24 protein-coding genes and 1 tRNA gene are annotated in these 23,131 nt (G+C 36.1%); 13 read left to right on the top strand and 12 right to left on the bottom strand.

Annotated features, from left to right (window positions below; genetic code table 11):
- Positions 1-184: 184 nt before the first annotated feature.
- Positions 185-1,015, bottom strand: coding sequence for an aldo/keto reductase (locus FD31_RS12030; protein ID WP_162258552.1), 831 nt, complete (start codon positions 1,013-1,015; stop codon positions 185-187).
- A 215-nt stretch (positions 1,016-1,230) separates the two neighbouring features.
- A complete protein-coding gene (locus FD31_RS12035; RefSeq protein WP_057893033.1) occupies positions 1,231-2,313 on the bottom strand; it encodes a serine hydrolase domain-containing protein in 1,083 nt (360 codons plus the stop codon).
- A 432-nt stretch (positions 2,314-2,745) separates the two neighbouring features.
- Between FD31_RS12035 and FD31_RS12040 the strand changes: the two genes are divergently transcribed.
- From FD31_RS12040 to glyA, 4 genes are all read left to right on the top strand, one after another.
- A complete protein-coding gene (locus tag FD31_RS12040) occupies positions 2,746-3,294 on the top strand; it encodes a LemA family protein (RefSeq protein ID WP_057893034.1) in 549 nt (182 codons plus the stop codon).
- Positions 3,295-3,306: 12 nt separating this feature from the next.
- On the top strand, positions 3,307-4,215 hold the full coding sequence (gene htpX, locus FD31_RS12045; RefSeq protein ID WP_057893035.1) for a zinc metalloprotease HtpX: 909 nt from the start codon (positions 3,307-3,309) through the stop codon (positions 4,213-4,215).
- A 426-nt stretch (positions 4,216-4,641) separates the two neighbouring features.
- A complete protein-coding gene (locus FD31_RS12050) occupies positions 4,642-5,454 on the top strand; it encodes a DNA/RNA non-specific endonuclease (protein WP_057893036.1) in 813 nt (270 codons plus the stop codon).
- 4 nt (positions 5,455-5,458) lie between these two features.
- Positions 5,459-6,703, top strand: coding sequence for a serine hydroxymethyltransferase (glyA, locus tag FD31_RS12055; protein WP_057893037.1), 1,245 nt, complete (start codon positions 5,459-5,461; stop codon positions 6,701-6,703).
- 51 nt (positions 6,704-6,754) lie between these two features.
- On the opposite strand, the gene FD31_RS12060 is transcribed toward glyA, so the two are convergent.
- The 5 genes from FD31_RS12060 to FD31_RS12080 all read right to left on the bottom strand — a co-directional run bounded on the left by FD31_RS12060 (position 6,755) and on the right by FD31_RS12080 (position 12,281).
- Complete coding sequence (locus FD31_RS12060) at positions 6,755-7,567, bottom strand: hypothetical protein (RefSeq protein WP_057893038.1); 813 nt, start codon at positions 7,565-7,567, stop codon at positions 6,755-6,757.
- A 90-nt stretch (positions 7,568-7,657) separates the two neighbouring features.
- Positions 7,658-8,719, bottom strand: coding sequence for an SLAP domain-containing protein (locus FD31_RS12065; RefSeq protein ID WP_235805365.1), 1,062 nt, complete (start codon positions 8,717-8,719; stop codon positions 7,658-7,660).
- A gap of 217 nt (positions 8,720-8,936) precedes the next feature.
- Positions 8,937-10,469 (bottom strand): glutamate/gamma-aminobutyrate family transporter YjeM, encoded by a 1,533-nt coding sequence (gene yjeM, locus FD31_RS12070; protein ID WP_057893040.1) that lies wholly within the window; start codon positions 10,467-10,469, stop codon positions 8,937-8,939.
- A 45-nt stretch (positions 10,470-10,514) separates the two neighbouring features.
- Positions 10,515-11,945: a C69 family dipeptidase gene (locus FD31_RS12075; protein ID WP_057893041.1), complete on the bottom strand. Its 1,431-nt coding sequence runs from the start codon at positions 11,943-11,945 to the stop codon at positions 10,515-10,517.
- 9 nt (positions 11,946-11,954) lie between these two features.
- Positions 11,955-12,281, bottom strand: a complete 327-nt coding sequence (locus FD31_RS12080; protein ID WP_057893042.1) for a heavy metal-binding domain-containing protein — start codon at positions 12,279-12,281, stop codon at positions 11,955-11,957.
- A gap of 273 nt (positions 12,282-12,554) precedes the next feature.
- Between FD31_RS12080 and FD31_RS12085 the strand changes: the two genes are divergently transcribed.
- The 5 genes from FD31_RS12085 to FD31_RS12100 all read left to right on the top strand — a co-directional run bounded on the left by FD31_RS12085 (position 12,555) and on the right by FD31_RS12100 (position 14,825).
- A complete protein-coding gene (locus FD31_RS12085; RefSeq protein WP_057893043.1) occupies positions 12,555-13,145 on the top strand; it encodes an Ltp family lipoprotein in 591 nt (196 codons plus the stop codon).
- A 70-nt stretch (positions 13,146-13,215) separates the two neighbouring features.
- Positions 13,216-13,287, top strand: a tRNA-Gln gene (locus FD31_RS12090).
- A gap of 79 nt (positions 13,288-13,366) precedes the next feature.
- Positions 13,367-14,347, top strand: coding sequence for a restriction endonuclease (locus tag FD31_RS12095; RefSeq protein ID WP_057893044.1), 981 nt, complete (start codon positions 13,367-13,369; stop codon positions 14,345-14,347).
- A 24-nt stretch (positions 14,348-14,371) separates the two neighbouring features.
- A complete protein-coding gene (locus FD31_RS14510; protein ID WP_268872428.1) occupies positions 14,372-14,506 on the top strand; it encodes a hypothetical protein in 135 nt (44 codons plus the stop codon).
- Positions 14,507-14,552: 46 nt separating this feature from the next.
- Positions 14,553-14,825, top strand: a complete 273-nt coding sequence (locus FD31_RS12100) for a type II toxin-antitoxin system HicB family antitoxin (protein WP_057893045.1) — start codon at positions 14,553-14,555, stop codon at positions 14,823-14,825.
- Between the two features lie 186 nt (positions 14,826-15,011).
- Here FD31_RS12100 and FD31_RS12105 read toward each other — a convergent pair whose 3' ends face one another.
- The gene (locus FD31_RS12105; protein WP_057893046.1) at positions 15,012-15,206 is read right to left on the bottom strand and encodes a hypothetical protein; all 195 of its coding nucleotides are present in this window, start codon (positions 15,204-15,206) and stop codon (positions 15,012-15,014) included.
- Between the two features lie 175 nt (positions 15,207-15,381).
- Positions 15,382-15,663: a hypothetical protein gene (locus tag FD31_RS12110; protein WP_057893047.1), complete on the bottom strand. Its 282-nt coding sequence runs from the start codon at positions 15,661-15,663 to the stop codon at positions 15,382-15,384.
- A gap of 306 nt (positions 15,664-15,969) precedes the next feature.
- On the opposite strand from FD31_RS12110, the gene FD31_RS12115 reads away from it, so the two are divergent.
- Positions 15,970-16,884, top strand: a complete 915-nt coding sequence (locus FD31_RS12115) for a hypothetical protein (RefSeq protein ID WP_057893048.1) — start codon at positions 15,970-15,972, stop codon at positions 16,882-16,884.
- Between the two features lie 166 nt (positions 16,885-17,050).
- On the opposite strand, the gene FD31_RS12120 is transcribed toward FD31_RS12115, so the two are convergent.
- Positions 17,051-18,082, bottom strand: coding sequence for an SDR family oxidoreductase (locus FD31_RS12120; RefSeq protein WP_057893049.1), 1,032 nt, complete (start codon positions 18,080-18,082; stop codon positions 17,051-17,053).
- Positions 18,083-18,210: 128 nt separating this feature from the next.
- Between FD31_RS12120 and FD31_RS12125 the strand changes: the two genes are divergently transcribed.
- The gene (locus FD31_RS12125; protein WP_057893050.1) at positions 18,211-18,780 is read left to right on the top strand and encodes a TetR/AcrR family transcriptional regulator; all 570 of its coding nucleotides are present in this window, start codon (positions 18,211-18,213) and stop codon (positions 18,778-18,780) included.
- Between the two features lie 54 nt (positions 18,781-18,834).
- On the opposite strand, the gene FD31_RS12130 is transcribed toward FD31_RS12125, so the two are convergent.
- Positions 18,835-19,830: a tRNA dihydrouridine synthase gene (locus FD31_RS12130; protein ID WP_057893051.1), complete on the bottom strand. Its 996-nt coding sequence runs from the start codon at positions 19,828-19,830 to the stop codon at positions 18,835-18,837.
- A gap of 77 nt (positions 19,831-19,907) precedes the next feature.
- A complete protein-coding gene (locus FD31_RS12135; protein ID WP_057893052.1) occupies positions 19,908-20,711 on the bottom strand; it encodes a chitosanase in 804 nt (267 codons plus the stop codon).
- A gap of 187 nt (positions 20,712-20,898) precedes the next feature.
- Here FD31_RS12135 and FD31_RS12140 point away from each other — a divergent pair, with 187 nt between their 5' ends.
- Together FD31_RS12140 and FD31_RS12145 are read left to right on the top strand one after the other, a co-directional pair.
- On the top strand, positions 20,899-22,086 hold the full coding sequence (locus tag FD31_RS12140; protein WP_057893053.1) for a multidrug effflux MFS transporter: 1,188 nt from the start codon (positions 20,899-20,901) through the stop codon (positions 22,084-22,086).
- Between the two features lie 192 nt (positions 22,087-22,278).
- Positions 22,279-22,887 carry a histidine phosphatase family protein gene (locus FD31_RS12145; protein ID WP_057893054.1) on the top strand — a complete coding sequence of 203 codons (609 nt, stop codon included), beginning with the start codon at positions 22,279-22,281 and terminating at the stop codon, positions 22,885-22,887.
- The last annotated feature ends 244 nt before the right edge of the window (positions 22,888-23,131 follow it).

The raw sequence follows: 23,131 nt of genomic DNA on the forward strand, positions 1-23,131 counted from the left end.
TCACTGCCAGTTAAGCTTTCTCGATTCCTCCGACTAATTTTTCTGACAAATTAAATTTTAAAGACTATTAATTGTGCTAAAACATAACAGATTTACGTTATTAATTCATATTAAATATCAAAAAACGGCTACATCTAGACTAATCAATACTATTAAAGTTCATTTATCATTAGTTAAACCAACTTTAGAATTCCTCATAAACCGCCGGATCTTGATTTTTATTCCGACCATCTGCTTTAGTCAATGAATTGATTTTTTCCATATCAGTATTTGCAATTTCAAAATCGAGGATGTTCATATTTTCGCGTTGTCTGACTGGTGATGATGATTTAGGGATTGGAATTGTGTTTAGTTGATGTTCCCATCTTAAAATGATTTGGCTGACTGTTTTATGATATTTTTCGCCTAAAGCAATCAATGTCTTATCTTGTAAAACAGCACTGGCTCGGCCTAACGGACTCCAGTCCATCGTTACGATACCGTTATCCTCATCAAACTTTCTCATATCAGCTTGATTGAAATATGGGTGTAACTCAATTTGATTAATTGCTGGTAATATTCCTGTTTCTTTTTGAAGTTTTTCTAAATGTTCTGGTAAGAAATTGCAGACGCCAATTGACTTAACTAGACCAAACTTTTGAGCATCGATCAATGCTTGCCATGCTTCGACATACATCCCACGTTTAGGATTTGGCCAGTGTAACAAATACAAGTCAAAGTAATCTAAGTGTGCTCGGTACAATGATTCTTGTAAGGCCGTGATGGCATCGTCATAAGCGTAATAACGTCCTGGTAACTTCGATGTAATTGTTAATTTATCACGATCAATGCCACTTTCTGTTATGGCATGACCAACTGTGCCCTCATTTTCATAATTATAAGCTGTATCAATCATTTTATAGCCATTATTAATAGCCGACACAATACTTTGAACGCCTTTACGACCATTCAACTTATATGTTCCAAAGCCAAAGTCTGGAATTTGTTGACCATCATTTAATTTATACATTAATATGTCCTCCTCAATAAATCTATTATTAACGTACAACAAATTTTGAGGACAGACAAATATCTAATTTTGGGCAAAAGAAAAAGCCCTACATCATCCTAGACGTAAGACTTTAGGCCACTTTACAGAAATCTTTGGAATGTGCAAAGCAGTCATTTTCAAATCACAGGTAGGCTACCTGCACAAACCATACTACAGGTTTTTCACGTAAATTACCAGCTTTAATTAGTTTCATTTTGAATCATGCCATAAATTTGCTTAGCAATCGGTTTGGCATCAGCAGCTAAACGAGAGTAGTTTTCCAGTAAAATGACGGCATTTTTACCATTATTAGAAATATGAACTACACCTTGAAAGCCATAGCCCCAGCCATTCGCAAAGTTATCATTTTTACCATGATACATGCCACCGCCATAAGTGCTGACACTACCACGTTTGAATAATTTCTTCCGCGATTTCTTACTTAACATTTTTCCGCGCATAATATATTTTTCAACTTTATACAAGTCACCCGCACTCATATAAACTTGGCCCGTACCCAACTCGTCAAATTCAAAGAATTTCTTAGTATAAAAAGCATTCTTATAATCCAATCTTGATGACAACGGATCAATATTATTATACCCAGCAGCTTTATCAATATCAGGATTTTCATCATACGCAAAAATAGTATGTTTTAAATGTAATTTTTTAATATATGTTTGCGTAAATAATTTTTGATAAGATTTACCAGTAATTTGTTCCAAAATACCACTTAACAGGTTGAAATTAACTGGTTGATAGTTCCACTTCTTATATGATAATTCTGAAAAATGAATATCATTGATATCGGCAGAAATAATACCTGAATCAGATAAAATTTCATTTGGTCCCACTTCACTCAAAACTAAACCTGAAGTCATATCAAGCATTTGTCTGATAGTAATTTTTTTACTGCCTGGAATACTTGGATAAAATTTACTTAATTTATCTGATAACTTCAAATGACCCTTTTGCACTTGTTTCATAACCATAGCAGCAGTCAACGTTTTCTGAACAGAATCAATTTCATAAGCCGTGTTTTCATCATTACTAAGTCCATTAGAAAAGTTCGAATAGCCACGACTTGTTTGATAAACTGGTTTTCCATTTTTGATAACCAACAATGTCCCGGAATATCCTTTTTGACTGATTAAATCGTCAATATTTTGATTCATTTGACCGCCCACTGTCGGATCAACACTGTCGTCTGCTAACGCCGTTACAGGCATTGAACCAAAGAGTACAGCAAGCAACATTAAAACTGGTAGAAAGATTTTTTTCATAATATATTCACCTATGAAACCTACAAATAAGTGACCTTCCTCATTCATTAATTATAAATTAATTTTCAACATAACAATAATAATAAACTTTCAAAAAACTGACGTCTTCAAGAAACCAAAGGGCAGTTTTTAATTAAACTGACTAAGACTAATACCCATTATTACTAGCAAAATCAACCTTTATGAATATTATTATTATTGATATTGAACACAACACTTAAAAATTAGTAATACTATTTGTCTACTTACCGAATTGTGCTAATAAATTCATCAGTAAAATAATAATTTCAATTACACAAACATAATTGAATTAATTTACTCAATCACAATCCTTACCCAGCTACAATCTGGAGCCTTTTTATCACTGTCAAATCTTAGCCCCTCAACATTCGATATGGTAAAATATAGCCATCAAGAGAAGAGGAGATTTAAATGAATACAATAATTATCATTGTTGTCATCGTAGTACTAATCGGTGCCTATGCTGGTATGTACAATAGCCTTGTTAAATACCGCAACCGTGCCCGTGAATTTAGTTCACAAATCGATGTTCAACTAAAACGTCGGACTGACTTAATTCCTAATTTAGTTGAAACTGTTAAAGGCTATGCAACACACGAAAAGGAAACTCTAGCCCACGTTGTTGAATTGAGAAACAACGTTAATAGTGCTAATTCCCTTCAAGATAAAGTTGATGCTGATAATGAATTGACTGGTGCTTTGAGACAAGTCTTCGCTTTAGCCGAAAACTATCCTGATCTTAAAGCTAACCAAGAATTCTCTCAATTAATGGAAGAACTTTCAAATACTGAAAACAAAGTTTCATATGCACGTCAAGCTTACAACAGTCAAGTACAGGCTTACGATACCGCTATTCAAACGTTCCCTCGTAACATCATTGCCGGAATTCATGGTTTCAAGGAAATGAATTTCTTACAAATCCCTGATGTTGATAAAGAAGCACCTAAAGTTAAGTTTTAATCGAGGCAACTTATGATTTACGAGCAAATTGATCGTAATAAACGTAAAACCTACTTGATATTCTTCGTTTTCTTTTTGATACTAGTAGCGATTGGAAGCTTTTTGGGTCTTTACTTCTTTGACAACCTCTATGCGGGGATAGCTACTGCCCTAGTCATTGCGATTGTTTATACGCTAATTACCTATTTTCAATCTACTAGTATCGTAATGCAAATGAACGGCGCAAGAAAGCTAAAATCAGCGAAAGATGCACCAGATCTTTGGCATATTGTCGAAGACCTTTCAATGGTTGCTGATATTCCTTTGCCAGAGATTTATATTATTGATGATCCAAGTCCCAATGCTTTTGCGACCGGACGAGATCCGCAGCATTCCGCTGTGGCTGTAACGAGTGGACTGTATAAGATGATGGACCGTGAAGAACTAGAAGGTGTTTTAGCACATGAAATTTCTCACGTTAGAAATTACGATATTCGTGTTTCAACCATCTCAGTAGCCCTCTCGTCAGCTATCATTTTAATCTGTTCCATTATCGGTAACGCATATCGCTGGTGGATTCCAATGCGTGATGACGATCGGGACAATAATAATTCCGGAGCCATCAGAGCAGTTCTATGGATTGTTGGATTAGTCTTTGCCATTATCGGACCACTAATTGCTAGTTTAGTTCAAATGGCAATTTCCAGAAATCGTGAATATTTAGCCGACGTCTCCGGAGCCGAGTTAACGAGAAATCCACAAGGGTTAATCAACGCCTTAGGAAAGTTGGAACAAAGTACCAAACCAATGAAACGAGTCGACGACGCCAGTGCCGCCTTATACATTGATGACCCAACGAAGAAGAAACGCTTCTCAGGCCTATTCGATACTCACCCACCATTGGATAAAAGAATTGCTGCATTGAAGAAAACATTCGAATAAAAAGAAGCTGATTTTCAGCTTCTTTTTTTGTTTTCAATAAATTTTGAAATAATTTAACTTAATGAATCAAATTGTTTACATATTGTCTTCTAATGAACTAACTACAACTAATCCGCTGCAGCTAACAAATAACTTAGCCTCTGGGTGGGAGTGAGTTTGCCAGCAGTGACAGTGGTGTTAGGGCTTTAGCCCTTACTCCACGGACGTGTTTTGAAATTCGCGTACTTTGCGAAGTTCAAAACCGAGCCTGGAGACCTCGGCTCCAGGCGGTCCCACAGCAGGCAAAACTCACTCCCACCCAGAGGCGGCCCACCCCAATATACGAATAAAATTGAAGTCACCAACAAATATTGTTCAAGATTTCTGAAAATTTATGATAAAATCAAACTTGAAGATATTTAATCTTCGTAGTGAGGGGATATTTATATGTATATGTTGTTACTAGTAGTTTTGGGTGCAATCATATTGTTTACCACATTTATGGTCAAACCCAAACGTCGGATTCATCGGCGCTTAGTTTCCCTAGGACTTCTGTTAGTCGTTGTTGGTGGTTCAGGAATCTATGAATCGTATCAGAACAACGGACTTGGGACTGGTGATAATCCGCGACAGTCGGAGAAAACCACGACCTCTTCCAGTTCTGATTTAGCCAATTTAGATTATCAGAACAATCAGGAAATTGAAGTCAACAACAATACGCCTACTTTCACAAAAGCCGAACTAAATGTCTCGGATGGTCCTTGGCAACGTTTCGCTGACTTGGACAATCTCAACCGAGCCATTCAGGCCGATGCATTATTGAGCAAAAGCTTGATGCCTACCGCAAAACGCGAACCACTTTATGTTAACCCAACCGGTTGGCATAATAAAAAGATCAAAGGTGGCTGGCTATATAATCGTTCGCACTTGATTGGTTATCAATTGACCGGACAAAATAATAATCCGAAAAATTTGATGACCGGAACTCGCTCGTTGAACTCCCCCGAAATGCTGAAACATGAAAACGATATTGCTTACTATCTCAAGCAAAATCCTAACAATTACATTAGGTACCGAGTTAAACCGATATATCGTGGTAATGAATTAGTTGCTCGAGGGGTTCAAATGATGGCCGAATCGTTGACAAATAACGGTCAACCGGACAAAGCAGTTTCTTTCAACGTATACATTTTTAACGTTGAAAAAGGTGTAAAGATTAATTATAGTGATGGTACCAGTTTAGTTAATAATAATTATTGAGGAGATGGTCGTAGTGCAATACAGTACAGGTGATAAGGAAATTTTCGATCTAATTAATAAGGAAGAAAATCGTCAAAATAGAAATATTGAGTTGATTGCTTCTGAAAACATCGTTTCTGACAATGTTAGAAAAGCTCAAGGTTCAGTTTTAACTAATAAATATGCTGAAGGATACCCTGGGAGACGCTACTATGGTGGCTGTGAATACATCGATCAAGTCGAACAAATTGCGATTGATCGTGCTAAGAAACTTTTCAACGCAGAATATGTTAATGTTCAACCACATTCAGGTTCACAAGCTAACGCTGCTGCTTACCAAGCTGTTTTAAAGCCTGGTGACTCAGTACTTGGTATGGATTTAAATGCCGGTGGTCACTTAACACACGGTTCTAAAGTCAATTTCTCTGGTAAGATGTACAATTTCCATTCATACGGCGTTAACGCTGACGGTTTAATCGACTATGATGATGTTCAAAAGATTGCTGAAGAAGTTCAACCTAAACTAATCGTTGCGGGTGCTTCTGCTTATAGCCGAATCATTGATTTCAAGAAATTCCGTGAAATTACTGATTCTGTTGGTGCTTACTTGATGGTCGATATGGCTCACATTGCCGGACTCGTTGCCGTTGGTCTACACCCTACTCCAGTTGGAGTTGCCGATATTGTTACTACAACTACTCATAAAACTCTTCGAGGCCCTCGTGGTGGTATGATCCTAGCTAAAGAAGAATTAGGTAAGAAACTTAATTCTGCAGTCTTCCCTGGTACTCAAGGTGGTCCATTGGAACACGTGATTGCTGGTAAAGCCGTTGCCTTTGGTGAAGATCTTCAACCCGAGTTCAAAACTTATATGGAACAAGTCGTTAAGAATGCTGCCGCAATGGCTAAGGTTATCAACGATGCTGACAACTTGTCAGTATTAACAGGTGGTACTGATAATCACTTGCTAAACGTTGTTTTAACTGACTGTGACTTGAATGGTATGGAAGTCCAAAACTTACTTGATACAATTCACATCACAACTAACAAGGAAGCTATTCCAAACGACCCATTGCCTCCTAAACTTACATCTGGCCTTCGTTTAGGTTCTCCTGCTATTACATCAAGAGGATTTAACGAAGAAGACTGTGAAGAAGTAGCACGTATTATTGTTGATGCAATCAAGTATCACGATGATCCAGAAAAACTTCAAGAATTGGATGCACGTACAAAAGCTTTAACTGATAAACATCCAGTTGAATTTAATTAATAGAATGTATTAAAAAAAAGTCGATTCTCTAAATGAGAGTCGGCTTTTTCGTTATTCTGGAACTACGTCTTTTGAAATAAAGTTTGTGCTTGGATTTGAACCAGTGTAATTATAAATACTATTGAATCCATCTAAATCATCTGGCCATTCAGCACTCATAGCAGTAGAATTATCTGACATTCCTAATGAGACTGGATTACCTGTATAAATCAAAGCGGCTCGATGACCGAAATGTCCTATTTGGCCATCTGAGGCAGAAACATTATTATTATCATCATACCAGCCCTTCAAAAGTTCAAATGCAACATCCCTATCAGACGTCATATCTTCTTGTTGGCCCCACTTTAAAATATAATCATAACCAAAATCATAAAGATTTTCTTCTGTATCTCTTGGTCTAGTTGAGTGGTTCATTGTCCTTCCAACTTGTTGATAAGCACGATGATTAGCATACTCAAACATTTCTGGTGCTGTCGTAGTCATTGGAGTTCCATTAGCAGCATGTAAAGCATTAAGATATTTAATAAAATATTGATTAATACGTTGAATATTAGGTGTGTAATTCAGGGAAGGATTTGCATTGTCATACAATCTTTTAGAATCATTGGCCCTTAAATATTCCTTAGTAGCTACCTGATAATAAGTCTCATTGTTGTGAGTAAAAATTCTTCCCACTAACCAATTACTATTTGGTCCCAAAGCACGGTCAGTAATCAGTTTTCCATCTTCACGGTAAAGACGAGCAACATTATTATTAACACTAGCAACTTTAGCTGCATCAGCATCTTTTTGAGAAAGTATCATTGCACCCGTAGCAGAAGCTAACAAAGCCATCCCTATAATTAAACTTTTTACAGTTTTCATTATTTTAATCCTCTAGAATTATATTTTGTGTAATTCAATTATTTTGGCAATTCAATTATTTTTCCAATTCTTTACAATTAAAAATATAATCTAATTAGTCCCCACAGCAATGCCACTTGAGGATTTAGATTTCAAATCATTAAATGAAACCCACTCATCAGTAGCAACACGGCGCATATTTTCATTATTAACTATACCAACTCTATCTGTGTACCATGAAGTGTTCGGAGCCAAGGAACGGTCAGTGATTTCTTTACCAGCTGATGTATAAAGTTTTGCTTGTCTACGAGTTGTTATGGTATCAACTTCTGGAAAAATTTCAATACCATCATTTTCCTTAATCCATTCATTTGAAGCAACACGATAATATGTTGTGCCATCAACTGTCAATTTTCTGTCAATTTTCCAAAGTGTTTGCTTTGGTAATGTAGTAGAAGTAGCTTTACCGTTCCCGTCATATAACTTAGCATCAACTATTGTTGAATAGAATCCATCATAATTAACGCCAGTTGGTGATTTTTGATTGTTTTGATCATCATTACTTTCAGAACCCGTACCAACGGTTACAACAACATCTTTAGAACCTAAAATGGTAGGAGTAGCATCAGCACCATAAAAATCACTACCCTTTGGTTCTCCAGCTACATAAGCAAGTTTTACATGGAAAGTAACGCTGGCTCCACTTTGTAACACTTTATTAATATCTTCAAACTTTAAGTTTCCAGAAATACTACCATCGTTAGCAGTAGCTGTCGTAAGAACTCCAACATTGCGGTCGTTAAAGAATAGATCATCACCATTAGCATTATCATTAAAACTAGCAAATAGATCATTTGTTAGATTTTTAGATGCGTCAGCATATCTATCAAAAGCAGGACTTTGTGGTGTTAATTCATCTGTACCAAAGCAAAAGACACCGTCACCACCCATGACATAACCATACTCCTTATCCACACTCGTCAAGAGATTATTTCCAGGTTTAATAGTAACGTTACTCTTAACTTCGCCCAACCATTTTTGAACGTCAGCTTGATTAACTCCACTAACAGCGTCAGCCTTAACAGTAGTTTCTGTAGCTGAACTCATAGCTGGCATTGCAATTGGTGCAACAGCCAACAATGTAGCAGCAGTAATCCCCATATATTTAACCATTTTCTTCAAAATCGTATCCTCCGATAACATTTAATTTACGAATAAATCTTAGCAAACTCATGCGTCACTATTTGGCAAATGTACGGAATTTTGAAATTTTCTCAAAAAAGTTTTTTAAAATGAGAATTATGCCATCATTTAGCATTTTCTCTACTTAAATATAGGACAAAAAAAACAGACCTTATCAAAATTGATAAGATCTGTTTTAGTAATAAATCTATTTAGTAGCTTCTGCACTAACACGAGCGGCCTTTTTACCATGTTTACGTTCATATCTGTCATACAGAATGAATCCAACAAGTCCGAAGACAACTGGTCCAATAAGTGTCCAAAGAGCGTCTGTGTAAGCACCCTCCATGATTGGTTGAAGCACCGTGAAGATAATTGCGAATGCTAATACTAAGAAGACAATTGTTGTAACTGTCCACATAGCTTTTTTGTTCTTATAGAATAAATATGGTTTTTCAATATCTTTATTCAAGTTAAAGAATGGATATGCACCAACTAAGAATAAGTAAGGTACAGTTGTTGAAACGTTAGCCATCAATGTCAAAACGTTATAAAGTGCTTTAGCATTCTTACCACCCATATCAACGATTAAGATAAGGACGATAACGATGATAGCTTGAACCCACATTGCATAAGCAGGCATACCATGTTTGTTTAACTTAGTAACCTTGGCAGGCCAGAAATCTTTAGGAGTACCCAAAACGAAAGATTTCAATGGTGAATAAATCAAAACGAAGAATGCACCCATATAAAGGATAAACATATCAAAACCGGTGAAACGAGCTAACCATTCACCTAATGTGATAGCAGCTGCACTACCTAATCCGATATGTGTACCAAATGTGTAACCTAAATTACTCATCATAACGTAAGTAATATTACCCAAGTTAACGTTACCTTTTGAAACTACAGAATTCCAGTTAGCACTCATAGCCCAGCAAAGAATTGTTAGTGAATAAAGCACTGTAATTGCGATTGCTGAGATCAAAACACCACGTGGGAAATCTTTCTTAGGATTTTTCATACTATCAGTAACACCACCGACAGATTCCATACCACCATATGCAAAGATTGCATAAACGATGAATGAAACCATGCCGATTGGTGATGCAAAAGCTGGATTTGCTGAGTGAATAAATGTATCTAGTCCATGAATTGGTTCTGCAGTGTGAAAGCCTGACATGAATAAGACTGCCACACTCAAAACAAAGAACAATACTTGTAGAACAATCATCATAATACCACCAAAGTTAGAAACTTTAGCAATTTTGTCCATACCTTGTGTTGCTGTGTATGTAACAAAGACGATCCAAAGTGCTGCTAGGATACCAATAACTTGTGTTGCTGAAAGTCCGAACATACTCCATGTTTGAGTTGTATCGTGACCAGCAAACATTGTTGATAAAGGAATCCAAACTTTTGAAGAAGTTGACACTAGCCAAACTTCCCATGAAGCTAACCACATAAATGTACCAATGAAGGCCCATTTTGCACCAACAGCTCCATCAATCCATGAGTAGATTCCACCCTTTGCTTCGTTAAAAGCGGAACCATATTCTGCCATCATAAATCCTACAGGTAGAAAGAAGAATACAGCAGCAAATACATACCATAAAATACTAGCTAATCCCATCTGTTCGTAAGCAACAGTTGTATTAGCGAATCCAAAGATTGCCGTAAAGATCATCATTATTAAACTAAATAATGTGATTGTCTTTTTCGGTGAATTACCATCATCCATTTTATAAAACCCCTCATTTAATTTTCAATGTACAAATTATAATTTCTATAAATTCATATCTGTCTTGAAGTTTAGAGGTGAAAAATCAGTCGAGTCCGTAATTAATTGAGCAATTAGCTCTTTATAGCCATCAAGTGAAATTTTAGCCATTTCAAATGACGCTTCGGTTAAATAATTAGGTAATTTATCATCATCTTTGCTCAAGGCTTCCCGATCAAAATCATTTAACTTCTTACGAAGTGTGATATTGATGTCCTTTTGCTTGGCTTGGAAATCTTTTCCAAGTTCTTTGTAATGACCATCTAACAAAACTCCGGCCAATTTATAAGTCCAATAAGCTGACTTACTGTCGTATGGTAGTTCGCCAAGTTTGTACTCAGCAGGTGTATCGGTCATCCCCATATAGAATGGCACGTAAACACTCTGTGAAGCGACACCCATGGCTAACCATTGAACACAGGCGATTTCAGGATTCATATCAGGTCTGATCTGTAAGACGTGTGACTCCTGAGTTTTAGCTAAACTAATTGGACGATAACGTTTATTATTAGCTGACTTATTCAAAGGATCGAATTCGGTCTTTTGATAATGAGATGCTAAATAATCTTGTGCGTCATCAACACTCAACAAGCGATTAGCTTTCTTAACAAAGGCTAAATCTTCACTCTCAGGACTCTCATCTGTCTTACCTGAGAATTGTTGTTGACCCCACCAAACACGGGGCGTGCTGTAAATCTCATCAGACAAATCATGTGTTCCAAAGATTTCTCTGAAGTTAAAACCATTAGGTCTAGCATTCAAATGATTTTCAGCAACAAACTTTTGAATATCTTTGCGATACAAAAAGTTGTCTGAATCATTGAAATCAATTTCTTGAATTGCTAGTTGGTTGGCAACCACGGCGTAACTATCGTCGGGGATACGTTGCGCTACCCAGTAGTGACCTGATCCACTTTCAAAATACCAAACTTCATCTTTATCAGAGAAAAGTACTCCGTTAGTCTCACAAGTTCCATGATCTTCTATAATTTTACCTAGTCGCAAAACACCTTCCCGAGCAGTTTTGACATAAGGTAAAACAACTGTGATCATAGCTTCTTCACCAATACCATTTTCATTAAGAGGATCAACGCCTAAAACACGTTGGTTTGAATAAGCACTTTCAGTGGCACTCATTCCAACGCCATATTCGTTAAAACCATCCTCTTCAAATAATCCTTCTTTAAAGGTCCATTCAGGAGTGGCAGAATATTTATAGCGAATTTTAGGCAGGTCCATTTGAAAGTCATTGGCTTTAGAAACGAACTTTTGATCATCAGTAAATTCTTTATGGTCGTGAATAACAAAGTGCTTTGGCCAAGATGCTTTGGCGTCTTCGTTTCTTCCGATAATGGTTGAACCATCAACGGTTGCTTTCTTACCAATTAATATACTCGTACATGCTGATAAAGAACTTTTATTATATTCTAATGCCATACAATCACCTTACTTAAATTTTACTGCGGTACCATATGCTGCAACTGTCTCCATGTCTGCACTGATTGAGTCAGAGTCAAAACGCATCATTACTACTGCGTCAGCTCCCATGTCCATTGCATTTTGACGTAAACGGTCAATTGCGATGTCACGAGCTTCAGTTAGTAGTTCTGTGTAAGCTTTGATCTCCCCACCAACAATGTTTTTGAATCCAGCGCCGATATTCTTGACGACATTTTTCGACTGAGTTGTTAAACCAAAAACCTCACCGATAATCTCGTAGTCACGTCCTGGCACATGTTCAGTTGTAGTCACTAATATCTCGCTCTTCTCCATTGATTCACCTCACAAAAATAATTATTTCACTCCATTAAATAATGTAACACATTCACACTAGAATATGGTCATATCTTGAGAAATATTGAGCAATAATTTTGACATTTTGTTGGAATTGTAAAATCTATGATTTCCTTGTGGTTGTAAGGTTAATTGGTATAGATATATTTATATTTATTATAATTATGTCATTAATTGATAAATATCTCTCATGAAGTTTTTATTATATTTTTGCTATAATAAACCTAGATAATCGTATTGGAGGTAGTCGGTTTGAAACCTCAAAAAAGGTCTAATTTAACACGTAAACAATTTTTAATTTTATCTGTTATTGGCTTGCTTTTTTTGATTGTTATTTCTTTCGCTCTTTTGTCACCTAAATCTTCTAGCAATAATAACAATGAAGCTAAAGTAACGACCAAAGTTCCTAAGGAATACAAACAAGCCCTAAAGCATGCCAAGAACTATTCAAACGTTATGTACATGTCTAAAGCTGAAATTTCAAAGCAATTAAAGAGTAGCTACTCCATTAATGCCACTAAATATGCACTTAAACATTTGAAAGTTGACTACAATCAGAATGCTTTGAAGAAAGCTCAGGAATATGCAGAATCACAAAATATGTCTCAACAAGCAATTCATAATCAATTGATAACTAAAAACACTTTTTCAGTCAAACAGGCACAGTATGCCGTGGACAACTTGAAGGCTGACTTTAACTACAATGCTTTAGTTACAGCCAAGAAATATCAACGTGATTTGGGATTCTCACCAGCTAAGATCCGTGAGGTATTAATTTCTGACGATAATGAAAGTTTTACTCCGGCACAGGCTGATTATGCTATCGAACACTTGAATGATTAAAATAAATTAAATTAATTATTTTGAATGCTATTGACAATAACCCTAATCTTTTATAACATTTTACTGTTAATGGGCATTCGCCAAATGGTAAGGCAGCGGACTCTGAATCCGCAATTTATTGGTTCGAACCCAATATGCCCAATATATAACTTTGAGTGTCAAGATCGTTAGTCAACAGACTGGCGGTCTTTTTTAATAACTGGCGGGGGGAAACATTTAATATGCTTGAATATAATGGGATGAGTAAATCTGCTAATGGCATGCCACAGTGGCAAACATTTTTGAATCCAATACTGGAAGTATTAAAAGCGAAAAAGATTTTAACAACTAAAGACCTAAAAAGAGCCGTTACCATTAAAACTAATATCCCGGAGAATTTAAAAAACTTAAAATATAAGGAAACAGATTATCAAACTGTTGCGGAGAATCGTGCAGGATTTTCGATATCATTACTAAAAAATGCTGGGTTGATTGATGATGTTGGTCGAGGAAAAGTTAAGATAAACAGCGAAGGTATTGATTACCTCAACAAATACGGACTCAATATCGATTACCGTGAAGTTCAAAAATTACCTAAATACCAAGAACATGAAAAACTAGTTCGTGAACGTAAAGAATCAAGACAAAACGGCTCCTCTATTGAGGGTAATACTCAAGAAACTAATGATGATATCTTGGAAAATACGGAGGGTCTGGAAAATTTTATTGATAAGTCAATCGAAAATGCCAACGATTTAATTGCCAATGAACTACTTGAAAAGATTCTCAATATGCACCCTCATTTTTTTGAGCAACTAACCTTAGATTTGTTAATCAAAATGGGGTATAAAGGAACTAATGGACGTGCATTAGTTACACAACTATCACGAGATGATGGTATTGATGGTGTAATAAATGAAGATCCCCTAGGAACAAAAACTATTTATATTCAAGCAAAACGATATTCAGCTGATTCTTCTGTCGATAGAACAGAAATACAAAAATTCTATGGTGCGCTTGCAGAAAAAGGAAATGAAAAAGGTGTGTTTATCACAACTTCAAAATTCAGTAAAAATGCTATCGAATTGGCTAAAAATTACGGAAATATAATTACAATTGATGGAATACAACTAACAAATCTAATGATTGACTATAAAGTTGGCGTGAATGTCAAAAAAACTTATGAGCTATTGAATATCGATGAAGACTATTTCATTGAATAAACGCTAAAAGGGGAGATTTGTGCTATGAAAAAGACTTATAACGGCAAAAATACAACAATGACTTTAGAAATCAATAAACCTACCAAATGGTATCAATGGCTAGTAATCATTTTGTTAACCTTTGGCATAGCATTTTTATTTACAAAACGAATTGAATAATAAATATTAAAAGCAATTATTAAGTAAATACCTTAGGAGCTAAACAATGAAACGAGTTTATCCAATAGTAATAACCAGAACCACTGATAAGACTATTCCCTATTTCGTAAATATTCCTGATTTTAATGGTAATACGCAGGGATCTACTATTTTTGACGCAATTCAAATGGCACGGGACTTTATCAATTTAAAAATAACTGATTTAGAAGACAATCATAAACCCATACCGGATTCTAATTACTCTTTTCCTCAGATAAAAAAAACTGATATTGCAACTCTAGTTGATATTAATACTGCTGAATATAAGCCAAACCTTTAAGTAAAACAAATTGAAATAATTACACTAGTTATGTAATATTAAATTTGAGGAAAGGACGGTTCGACTGTTCGCTAAATTTTTAGCTAGTCTATTAATTTGGTTATACGCATCACAAAAAGCCAACTCAGTTAAATCTGTAGTTGGCTTTTTTATTACAGCAATATTCATTTTAATCTGACTAAAAATCTATCTAAGTGACAACAACATAATCATCGCCACGATCACAAACAAGCAAATCTTCAAATTATGACGATTCCGAATTGAAACAATGATTTCTTCATCCCCATTAAATAATTGTGTTCTCACTGGCCAGAAAACACGAACAACATATGACAATGCCATGATTAATAATAAAACTTCTAAAACAACTAAAGCCATCATACAAAAAATAACCCCATTCATTAAGATATTTCATAAGTATAGCTTATTGTCTTTATAACTTTAAGGTTATCCATATTGTTATTTGATATACCGAATAATAAATAAATCAATTTCCATAGGCAAAATAAAAACCGCCTTAATTTTCACCAAGACGGTTTTCAATTCTAAAGCAAAATCACTTTTTACTTCCATTCTTATGTTGCGCATCCAAAATACTAATTGCCCTATCCAACGACTCAAAAATATCGGTGTTCAACAATTCCATGATGGGACTGAGGCGACTGTATTCGTGTGACATCAAATTCTTGTTAACTTGTTGATCGTTCAAACGGCGCAACTTCAAATTGTAATCCATAAGGGCATTGATACGTATCTTAGCATCATCTAATTCACACAAAACGTCATCAATCTTGTCTAAATCGTAACTTCTAGTGCCCTTGTCAGTTTTATTTTCCACTGTTTTATCCTCTTTTATATACATTATTCACTCCACGATTCTCTGATTAATACTTAACTTATCGCAGCCTCCTCTCACTTTGGTCTACACCATTATTCTAATAGGTTTTACTTTTAAAGATAGTCATTTATCCAAATTGTATATATTATTTTCTTGTAATTTGATAACAGCAGACTAATAAATTCTTATAATATATTTTTAATTTATATTTTAGTATATATTAAATATTTTCAGAAATTATCAGCATATGTTACACTTATCTAGTTTTTCCAGAATAATTAATCAAAAGGAGCTATCAATTGCCACATGCATTTATCTACTACTGAGAAACGTAATTACTTGATTGGCTTTGCTTTCATAATTTTTATGGTAGCAAGTGCCACTCTGCTAAACGATATGGAAATTATCCTACCTGAAATCGGTGCCTTAACTGCTGGAACTTGGATTTATCAAAATGACGGTTGGATCAATCAGCCAATAAAAATCTTTCTAGCACCTTCAGGTACGGCTATTATTGGTTTTTTAATCAATCAATTAGCAATTACGTACGCTGAAAAGGTGCTGCTAGGACTATTATTGATGCTTATTTTATTACGAATCCTCCATTCAAATTTAGCGCCATCCTTTGCGACCGGATTGTTACCAATTATTATTAACGCCACACATTGGTCATTTATCGTTGCAATCTTACTATTTACTTCCTTCTTAATGATTGGTGTCTTTTTACAGGGACAATACCAGCGGACTACTCCAAGTACTCCTATCAAAAATGAACATATGCTTATTTTCACAATTATGGCTATCATCTGGGTCGGCACTGTGTGGTTCTTTGGCTTTTCACAAATGGCTGCTATCCCACCTGTAATGGTTGTTTTCTTCGAAGTTTTACAAAAAGAAAATTACGGTTGGCAAATGGCAAGTAAACACTTCATTGCTCTTGTTGGGGCAGCAACTATCGGGGTTCTAGTTCATCTAGCTGTGACATCATGGTTATTGTCAGCTATAATTTCACTACCACTCGTTTTCGTCTTATTACAATTACTAAAAATCAAATTACCAGCCGCCTTTGCTTTCCCACTTCTAGCATTGGTACTGCCAACTAGCATGTTTCATATGTTGCCAATTACAGCCATCCTCGCTTCAATCTTTTTCTTAGGTACGATCGTTTTATTGAAAAAATTTGTGGCCCCATACCGAATCAGTTCTGAAAATAATGACTAGGAAGAGAGTGGGACAAACCATGTTCAGCTTTCGAGCATTAAGGCAAAAAAAGCAGTAATCCGATTTTTGGATTGCTGCTCTTTTTTGATTTAAGCGGAAAAAACTATGGTTTGTTCCACGTTTATGCCGCATGTTTGAAGACAATAATAGTTTCGTCCCAACTCTTTTATTTAACGATTCCCAAATCAATCATGGACTGGGCGGTAGCGATAATCGCCGTTTTAGCTGAACGAGGTTGCCAGCCTAATAGCGTTTTAGATTTCTCATTACTAGTTCCAGCGTAACCACCAACAATTGACGCAATCATACGTAATTTAGGATTAACAATTGCAGCTGCTTTAACAACCACATTTGGCAGTAATCTGGTTGGTAACTTAGCAGCATAATCAGGGAAGGTAGTTCTTAAAATATCGGCCACATCCATCATTGATAATGTCTCCCCCGTCGTTGCCAAAAATCTCTCTCCATTAGCTTGAGCGGAAGTCATTGCTAAAAGATGCAAACAGGCAACATCACGAACATCAACGTATCCAGAGTCAACCTTTGGTAAGGCCTTAATTTTGCCTTCAAGCATTTCTTGAATTTGAATATTAGAATGTGAATACTTAGCTGACAAAACTGGTCTCATGACACCGACTGGGTTAACGGAAGCTAATTCCAACCCATGACCCTCTTTTTTAATAAAGTCCCAGGCTGCCATTTCTGACATAGTCTTTGATTTTTGATATGGGTGAATATTTTTAGCGTCTAAATTCGTCCAATCTTTTTCAGTATAAGGTGTCGTTCGATTTTTATGACCGGCAAAAATAGCACCATAAGCAGAAGTTAAAACAACCCGTTTGACGCCATTATCTCGGGCAGCTCGCAAGACACGTAAGACACCATCAACAGCAGGACGAATCATTTCCGCTTCATTTTTGAAATTCAATTTCGGCGTTGGTGAAGCTACATGAATGACATAAGTAGCTCCAGTCATTGTTTCCTCCCAGTTAGCATCTGAAGTTAAATCAGCTAGTGAAAACGATAGATCAGTAAAGTCTGTGATACCACCATTCGTCAGCATTTCCTTTACCACAGCTTCCTTAGCTTGCGAGCGGACAGTTGTTCTGACAGCATAACCTTGTTCGAGTAATTGCAAAATAATATGGATTGCGATAAAACCACTGCCGCCAGTTACAACAACTAATTGTTTTTTCATAATTTGAATATCTCCTAATTTTATTTAGCTAGCGTTTCACTTGTAACGTTCATGTGTTGTATATTAATAGCTAAACAATTAATGCTCAAGTAAATCACGGGCATCTGTGACAAAAAGGAGAAATTGTAATGGCAGCTACCGATCATTCCCAACAAATCAAACAAGATTCCCAAGAATATTTAATTACTGCGCTCTTGCAACTACTACAAACAAATAACTTGAATGATATAAAAGTCACTCAAGTTGTCAAAAAAGCTGGTGTCAGCCGGATGGCATTTTATCGTAATTTTGAAACATTGGACGACGTTTTGATTGCCTACTTTAAGCCAAAAATTGATGCTGAATTTGAACTAGTGATTAATCGTGTTCCCCAAGATCAAAAGATGGCGGCCTTAGGGAATTTTTTTGCGGAAATAGCTGAAACAATGTCCCTTGCGGTTAAAAGAAATTACGAATATATCATTCAAAATATCTTTAACGAAAATATGACGCATTTTTACGATACCGCGATGAACTGGGATAATTTCTCACCTATTCAACGAAAATATTGGACTCGTTTTATGAGCGCTGGTGTTTATGCTATTTGGCGTGAGTGGCTGATTGACGGACAAACTGAATCACTCAATGATATTCATATTTTAATTGCTGATTTCCAAGTATCGACTTTAAAAGCTTTGGCTAATGAAAAACACGACTAAAAAAGAACTGCCACCACAAGAAATCAACTCTTGTGCGGCAGTTCTTTTATTTTTTTATTTCTCAGGATCAATGCGGTCGACAATTGCTCGAGCCTCATCGGTTGTTTTAGTTTGCATTAAATCATTCCGAATTGCGGAAGCACCCTTCATCCCTCGAACATATATCTTAAAGAAACGTTGGAGTGGTGCAAAGTGACCCGGAATCCCTTTAGCAACGAATTCATCATAAAGGTCCAATTGATAACGTAAAAGATTCAACAATTCATGACTGGAATGTTCCTTAGGTTCCTTTTCAAAAGCATAAGGATTCATAAAAATGCCTCTGCCAATCATGATACCATCAATGCCAGGATGTTCATTAGCTAGTTTCATCCCTGCCTGATAATCTTCAATGTCCCCATTGATTTGAAGTAACGTCTCAGGAGCATAAGTATCACGCATTTGAACAAGTTGATCAATCAATTCATAATGAGCCGGAACCTTACTCATTTCCTCACGTGTTCTGACATGAACGGTCAAAACAGGTACTTGTTGTTTCAAAAGAAATGGAATCCAAGTTTCAAACTCTTCAATTTCACTGTAGCCAATCCGTGTCTTGACACTGACAGGTAAACCACCTTGACGAGCACCCTCAATGATTTCTTTAGTCGTATCAAAATGACGAATCAAATCACTACCACTGTGATTTTTAATAACGGCAATGTCCGGACAGCCAGTATTGATATCAATGGCTTCATAGCCCTGCTTAGCTACTTCTTTAGCAGCTTTTTCAAAGTCTTCACCAGAGTTACCCCACAATTGGACGATAGGCTTCGGATTTTCTTCAGGGTCGATATATAAACGTCCCTTAGTTGTTTCCTTAGCCAACGGATGTGTGATACTCAAGGCATTCGTAAATTCGGTATAAAAAACATCTGGTGCAGCAGCTTTCATGACAACACGACGAAAAACTGATCCTGTCACAGCTTCCATCGGAGCCAAACTAAAGAAAGGACGATTTTCCTTCTTAGCTTTTTCTGCGATGCGATTCCAGTATACTGACTGGGTCACATTCTCACTTCCAATCAAAATTAATTACAATACTAACTACTATAACGATTTTGCCAACGTATTAGCAAGTATTTCGCCTACTTTAATCGATATTTATCCCCATACATCGTCCAAGAAAGTGGTCGCTTCAATTGAAAATTTTTCTCATTGATAAATTTCTGTTGGGTTTTGATTCGTGATAAATCTTGATGAGCTTTCTCTTGGCGCATAACTTTTGATCTAACTTTCAAAAAAGTTTTTAGATATGCCGCTTGATTACTAGTTGAAGAGCCAGCCAATTTCTTAGCCTTACGACGTATCCCGCCAAAACTACTAGCATCATTGCCCGGACCATGAACAACTATTGCATCGTAATAAATATATTGCCCTAAAGCTCCTAAATTATCAGCCTTAGCTGCCTTCAAAACTGGTTGCATATATTGTTGATTCAAGATATCATCTTGGGCTTGGATAAATCGCTTATCATTTGCAACTTTATGCCAATCCTTCACAAAATTTGGTCCTAAACCTTTATGACTGGCAGTTCCTTGAATTTTCTTCAAGGCTGGTAAATATTGGACTAAACGATTGTTGGGGCGTAACTTTTGATACTTTAAAATCACTTGTCGCAAATCACCATTTTTAGTAGTGAAACCAATGATACCGGCAGTATACCCGCGACCATCTTTGATATCTTCGATATATCCATATTGATTTTGATAATCAGTCGTTGAATTTTCAGCGCTGCTGACCAAAGCAAAGGTCGTTTTACGCAGCTGACCAGTAGCAATTGTATTTTGTGATTGATAACCATTGGTATTTCTTTGAAAAACAAAAGTTCCTACTAGCAGAACGACAATTATCCCAATAAAAATCCCCAAAATTTTTTTATGTTTGTTCACGAATCTTCCCCGTTAATTAGATTTGACATTAAATATATAATATTGCAATATCACTCATATATCTATATCATATCTAATAGACTTTAAAGAAATTAGGTGAAAACCATGGAATTATCAAACATCATGGCTTGTATGCCCGCAAATGATGAAGGACGTTTTTCAGCAAAATAAAATTTAGGAGTCTAAAATGAAAAACGTCCGTAACACTGTACCATCAATCTTATTAATTATTGTTCTCGTGGGATTTCCACAGATCAGTGAATCAATCTTTACCCCAGTCCTTCCACAAATCAGCCAAAGTATGCACGTAACTGCTGGAACATCACAATTGACGATGAGCATTTACTTTATTGCCTTTGCTATTGGTGTACTCTTCTGGGGTCAATTATCAGACAAAATTGGTCGTCGTTTAGCGATGAATCTAGGGATTATTGTCTATCTACTCGGAAATGTTGGTTTATTTATTAGTCCGACATTTCACTTCTTACTAGCATCACGTTTTGTTCAGGCATTCGGAGCCAGTGTTGGTTCTGTTGTTACTCAAACAATTATGCGTGAGAGTTTCGACGGCATTGAGGGTGCCAAAGTTTTCTCCAGAGTGGGAGCGGCTATGGCTTTATCCCCTGCCTTTGGACCTTTAATCGGTGGCTTATTGGAAACTTATTTAGGTTATCGCAATGTCTTCAGTGCCTTGATTGTTATGGCAACATTGGTCTTAATTTATAGTTACTCACGTCTACCAGAAACACGTGACACTAACAGCATTCAACAAGTTTCGTTACTAAAAGTAACTTGGAGCTTGCTGAAGGATCCCGTTGTTTGGAGTTATGGTATTTTAATCGGAGGAATTAATGGGATTCTTTTCGGTTATTATTCCGAAACACCATTCATTTTCATGAATCACTTTGGTTACTCGTCCGTTCGTTATGGTAGCTTAGGTATGACATTAGCTTTAGCAAGTCTACTTGGAGCTATTTTAGTTAACTTTCTCGTTAAATATTTGAAATCAGAAACCATTGCTATTATTGGACTAACGTTTAGTTGTATCGCCGGTTTATTACTATTAATTAGCTTGCAATTCAATCAAGCTTACTTATTAATTATCGGTTTCTTCTTAATTTTCTTAGGTTTAAATACAACTTTACCGATAACTCTAAATCTAGCTTTGAAAGGCTATGAAGATGTTATCGGCAGTGCCAGTGGTATTTTTAGTTTTGGATATTACTTGATTGTTAGTTTCTTAACTTATCTAGTCAGCTTTATCCATAACGGTACGATTTGGTCATTACCGATATTTATCTTTATTACTAGTTTAATTATGTTGCTTGTTTACTTGCCTATTGCGTTGAAAAAGCAAGTGACCGTTGAAGAGTAAACAAACTGTTATTTTACATGGTCAATAACAATTAAAAATAGGGTATCTGTGAGAAATTCATCTCGCAGATACCCTTTATTATGTTCTAAATATATATTCAATTGCTTTTAATAGCTACATTCACATACTTCCGATTTGCAATGTAAGCGTATTAATGAAATACTAAAACTATATTTTCAAAGGGGGACCACTATGGTTGAATTATACATTGTCAGACACGGTGAAACTGACACCAATCATCAAGGAAAGATTAACGGCTCAGCAACAGACTTGAATTTAAATGAGACTGGTAAAAAACAAGTTAACTATTTAAAAGAACATCTCGATATCAATGATTTCGATGAAATTTATGCTAGTCCTTTAAAGCGTGCTGTCGAAACAGCTGAAATTTTGAACCAAGGTGTCCACGAAATCCAACTCGACAAACGTTTAAGAGAAATCAACTACGGTTCTTGGGACGGACTATCCGCTGACGAAGTAGTCAATAAACATCCCGATGGCTTCGATGAAAACGGCTATATCACAAAAGATTACATCAAATACGCTCCAGATGGCGAATCCTACCCACAAGTCTGGGAAAGAGTTCAAAGTTTTATTGATGATATGAAAAATAAAGGCGATGAAAAAATCATGGTCGTCTGCCATGGATTCGTAACACGTTCATTCGTCAAACTGGTTACAGAAACTCCAAATATTGAAGATTTAGTAGAACCAGCTAATGCTAGTGTCTCTAAAATTCGTATTTCGAACGCAAGTCATCGCACATATTTAGCTTATTATGGCAGATTAGAAAATCTATAGTATCAAGCTAAAGATATCTCGATTGTCGGGATATCTTTTTTGATTTAAAAATAGTTTTTTTCATTTTTTAAGGAAGTACATAATTATCAAGAAAAAAATAAACATAAATTAGTCGGAGGAGCTGATAGTATACACCTGCTGTGAATGTGCTGTTAGGGCGGCTGATTTTTGCCGTTCTTACAGCACCGGGCGTGTTTGGAGCCTTGCCGAACTGTGGCAAGGCTTCAAAACAACCTAAGATTAG

It is taken from the genome of Companilactobacillus nantensis DSM 16982 (assembly GCF_001435815.1).
GTDB lineage: Bacteria > Bacillota > Bacilli > Lactobacillales > Lactobacillaceae > Companilactobacillus > Companilactobacillus nantensis.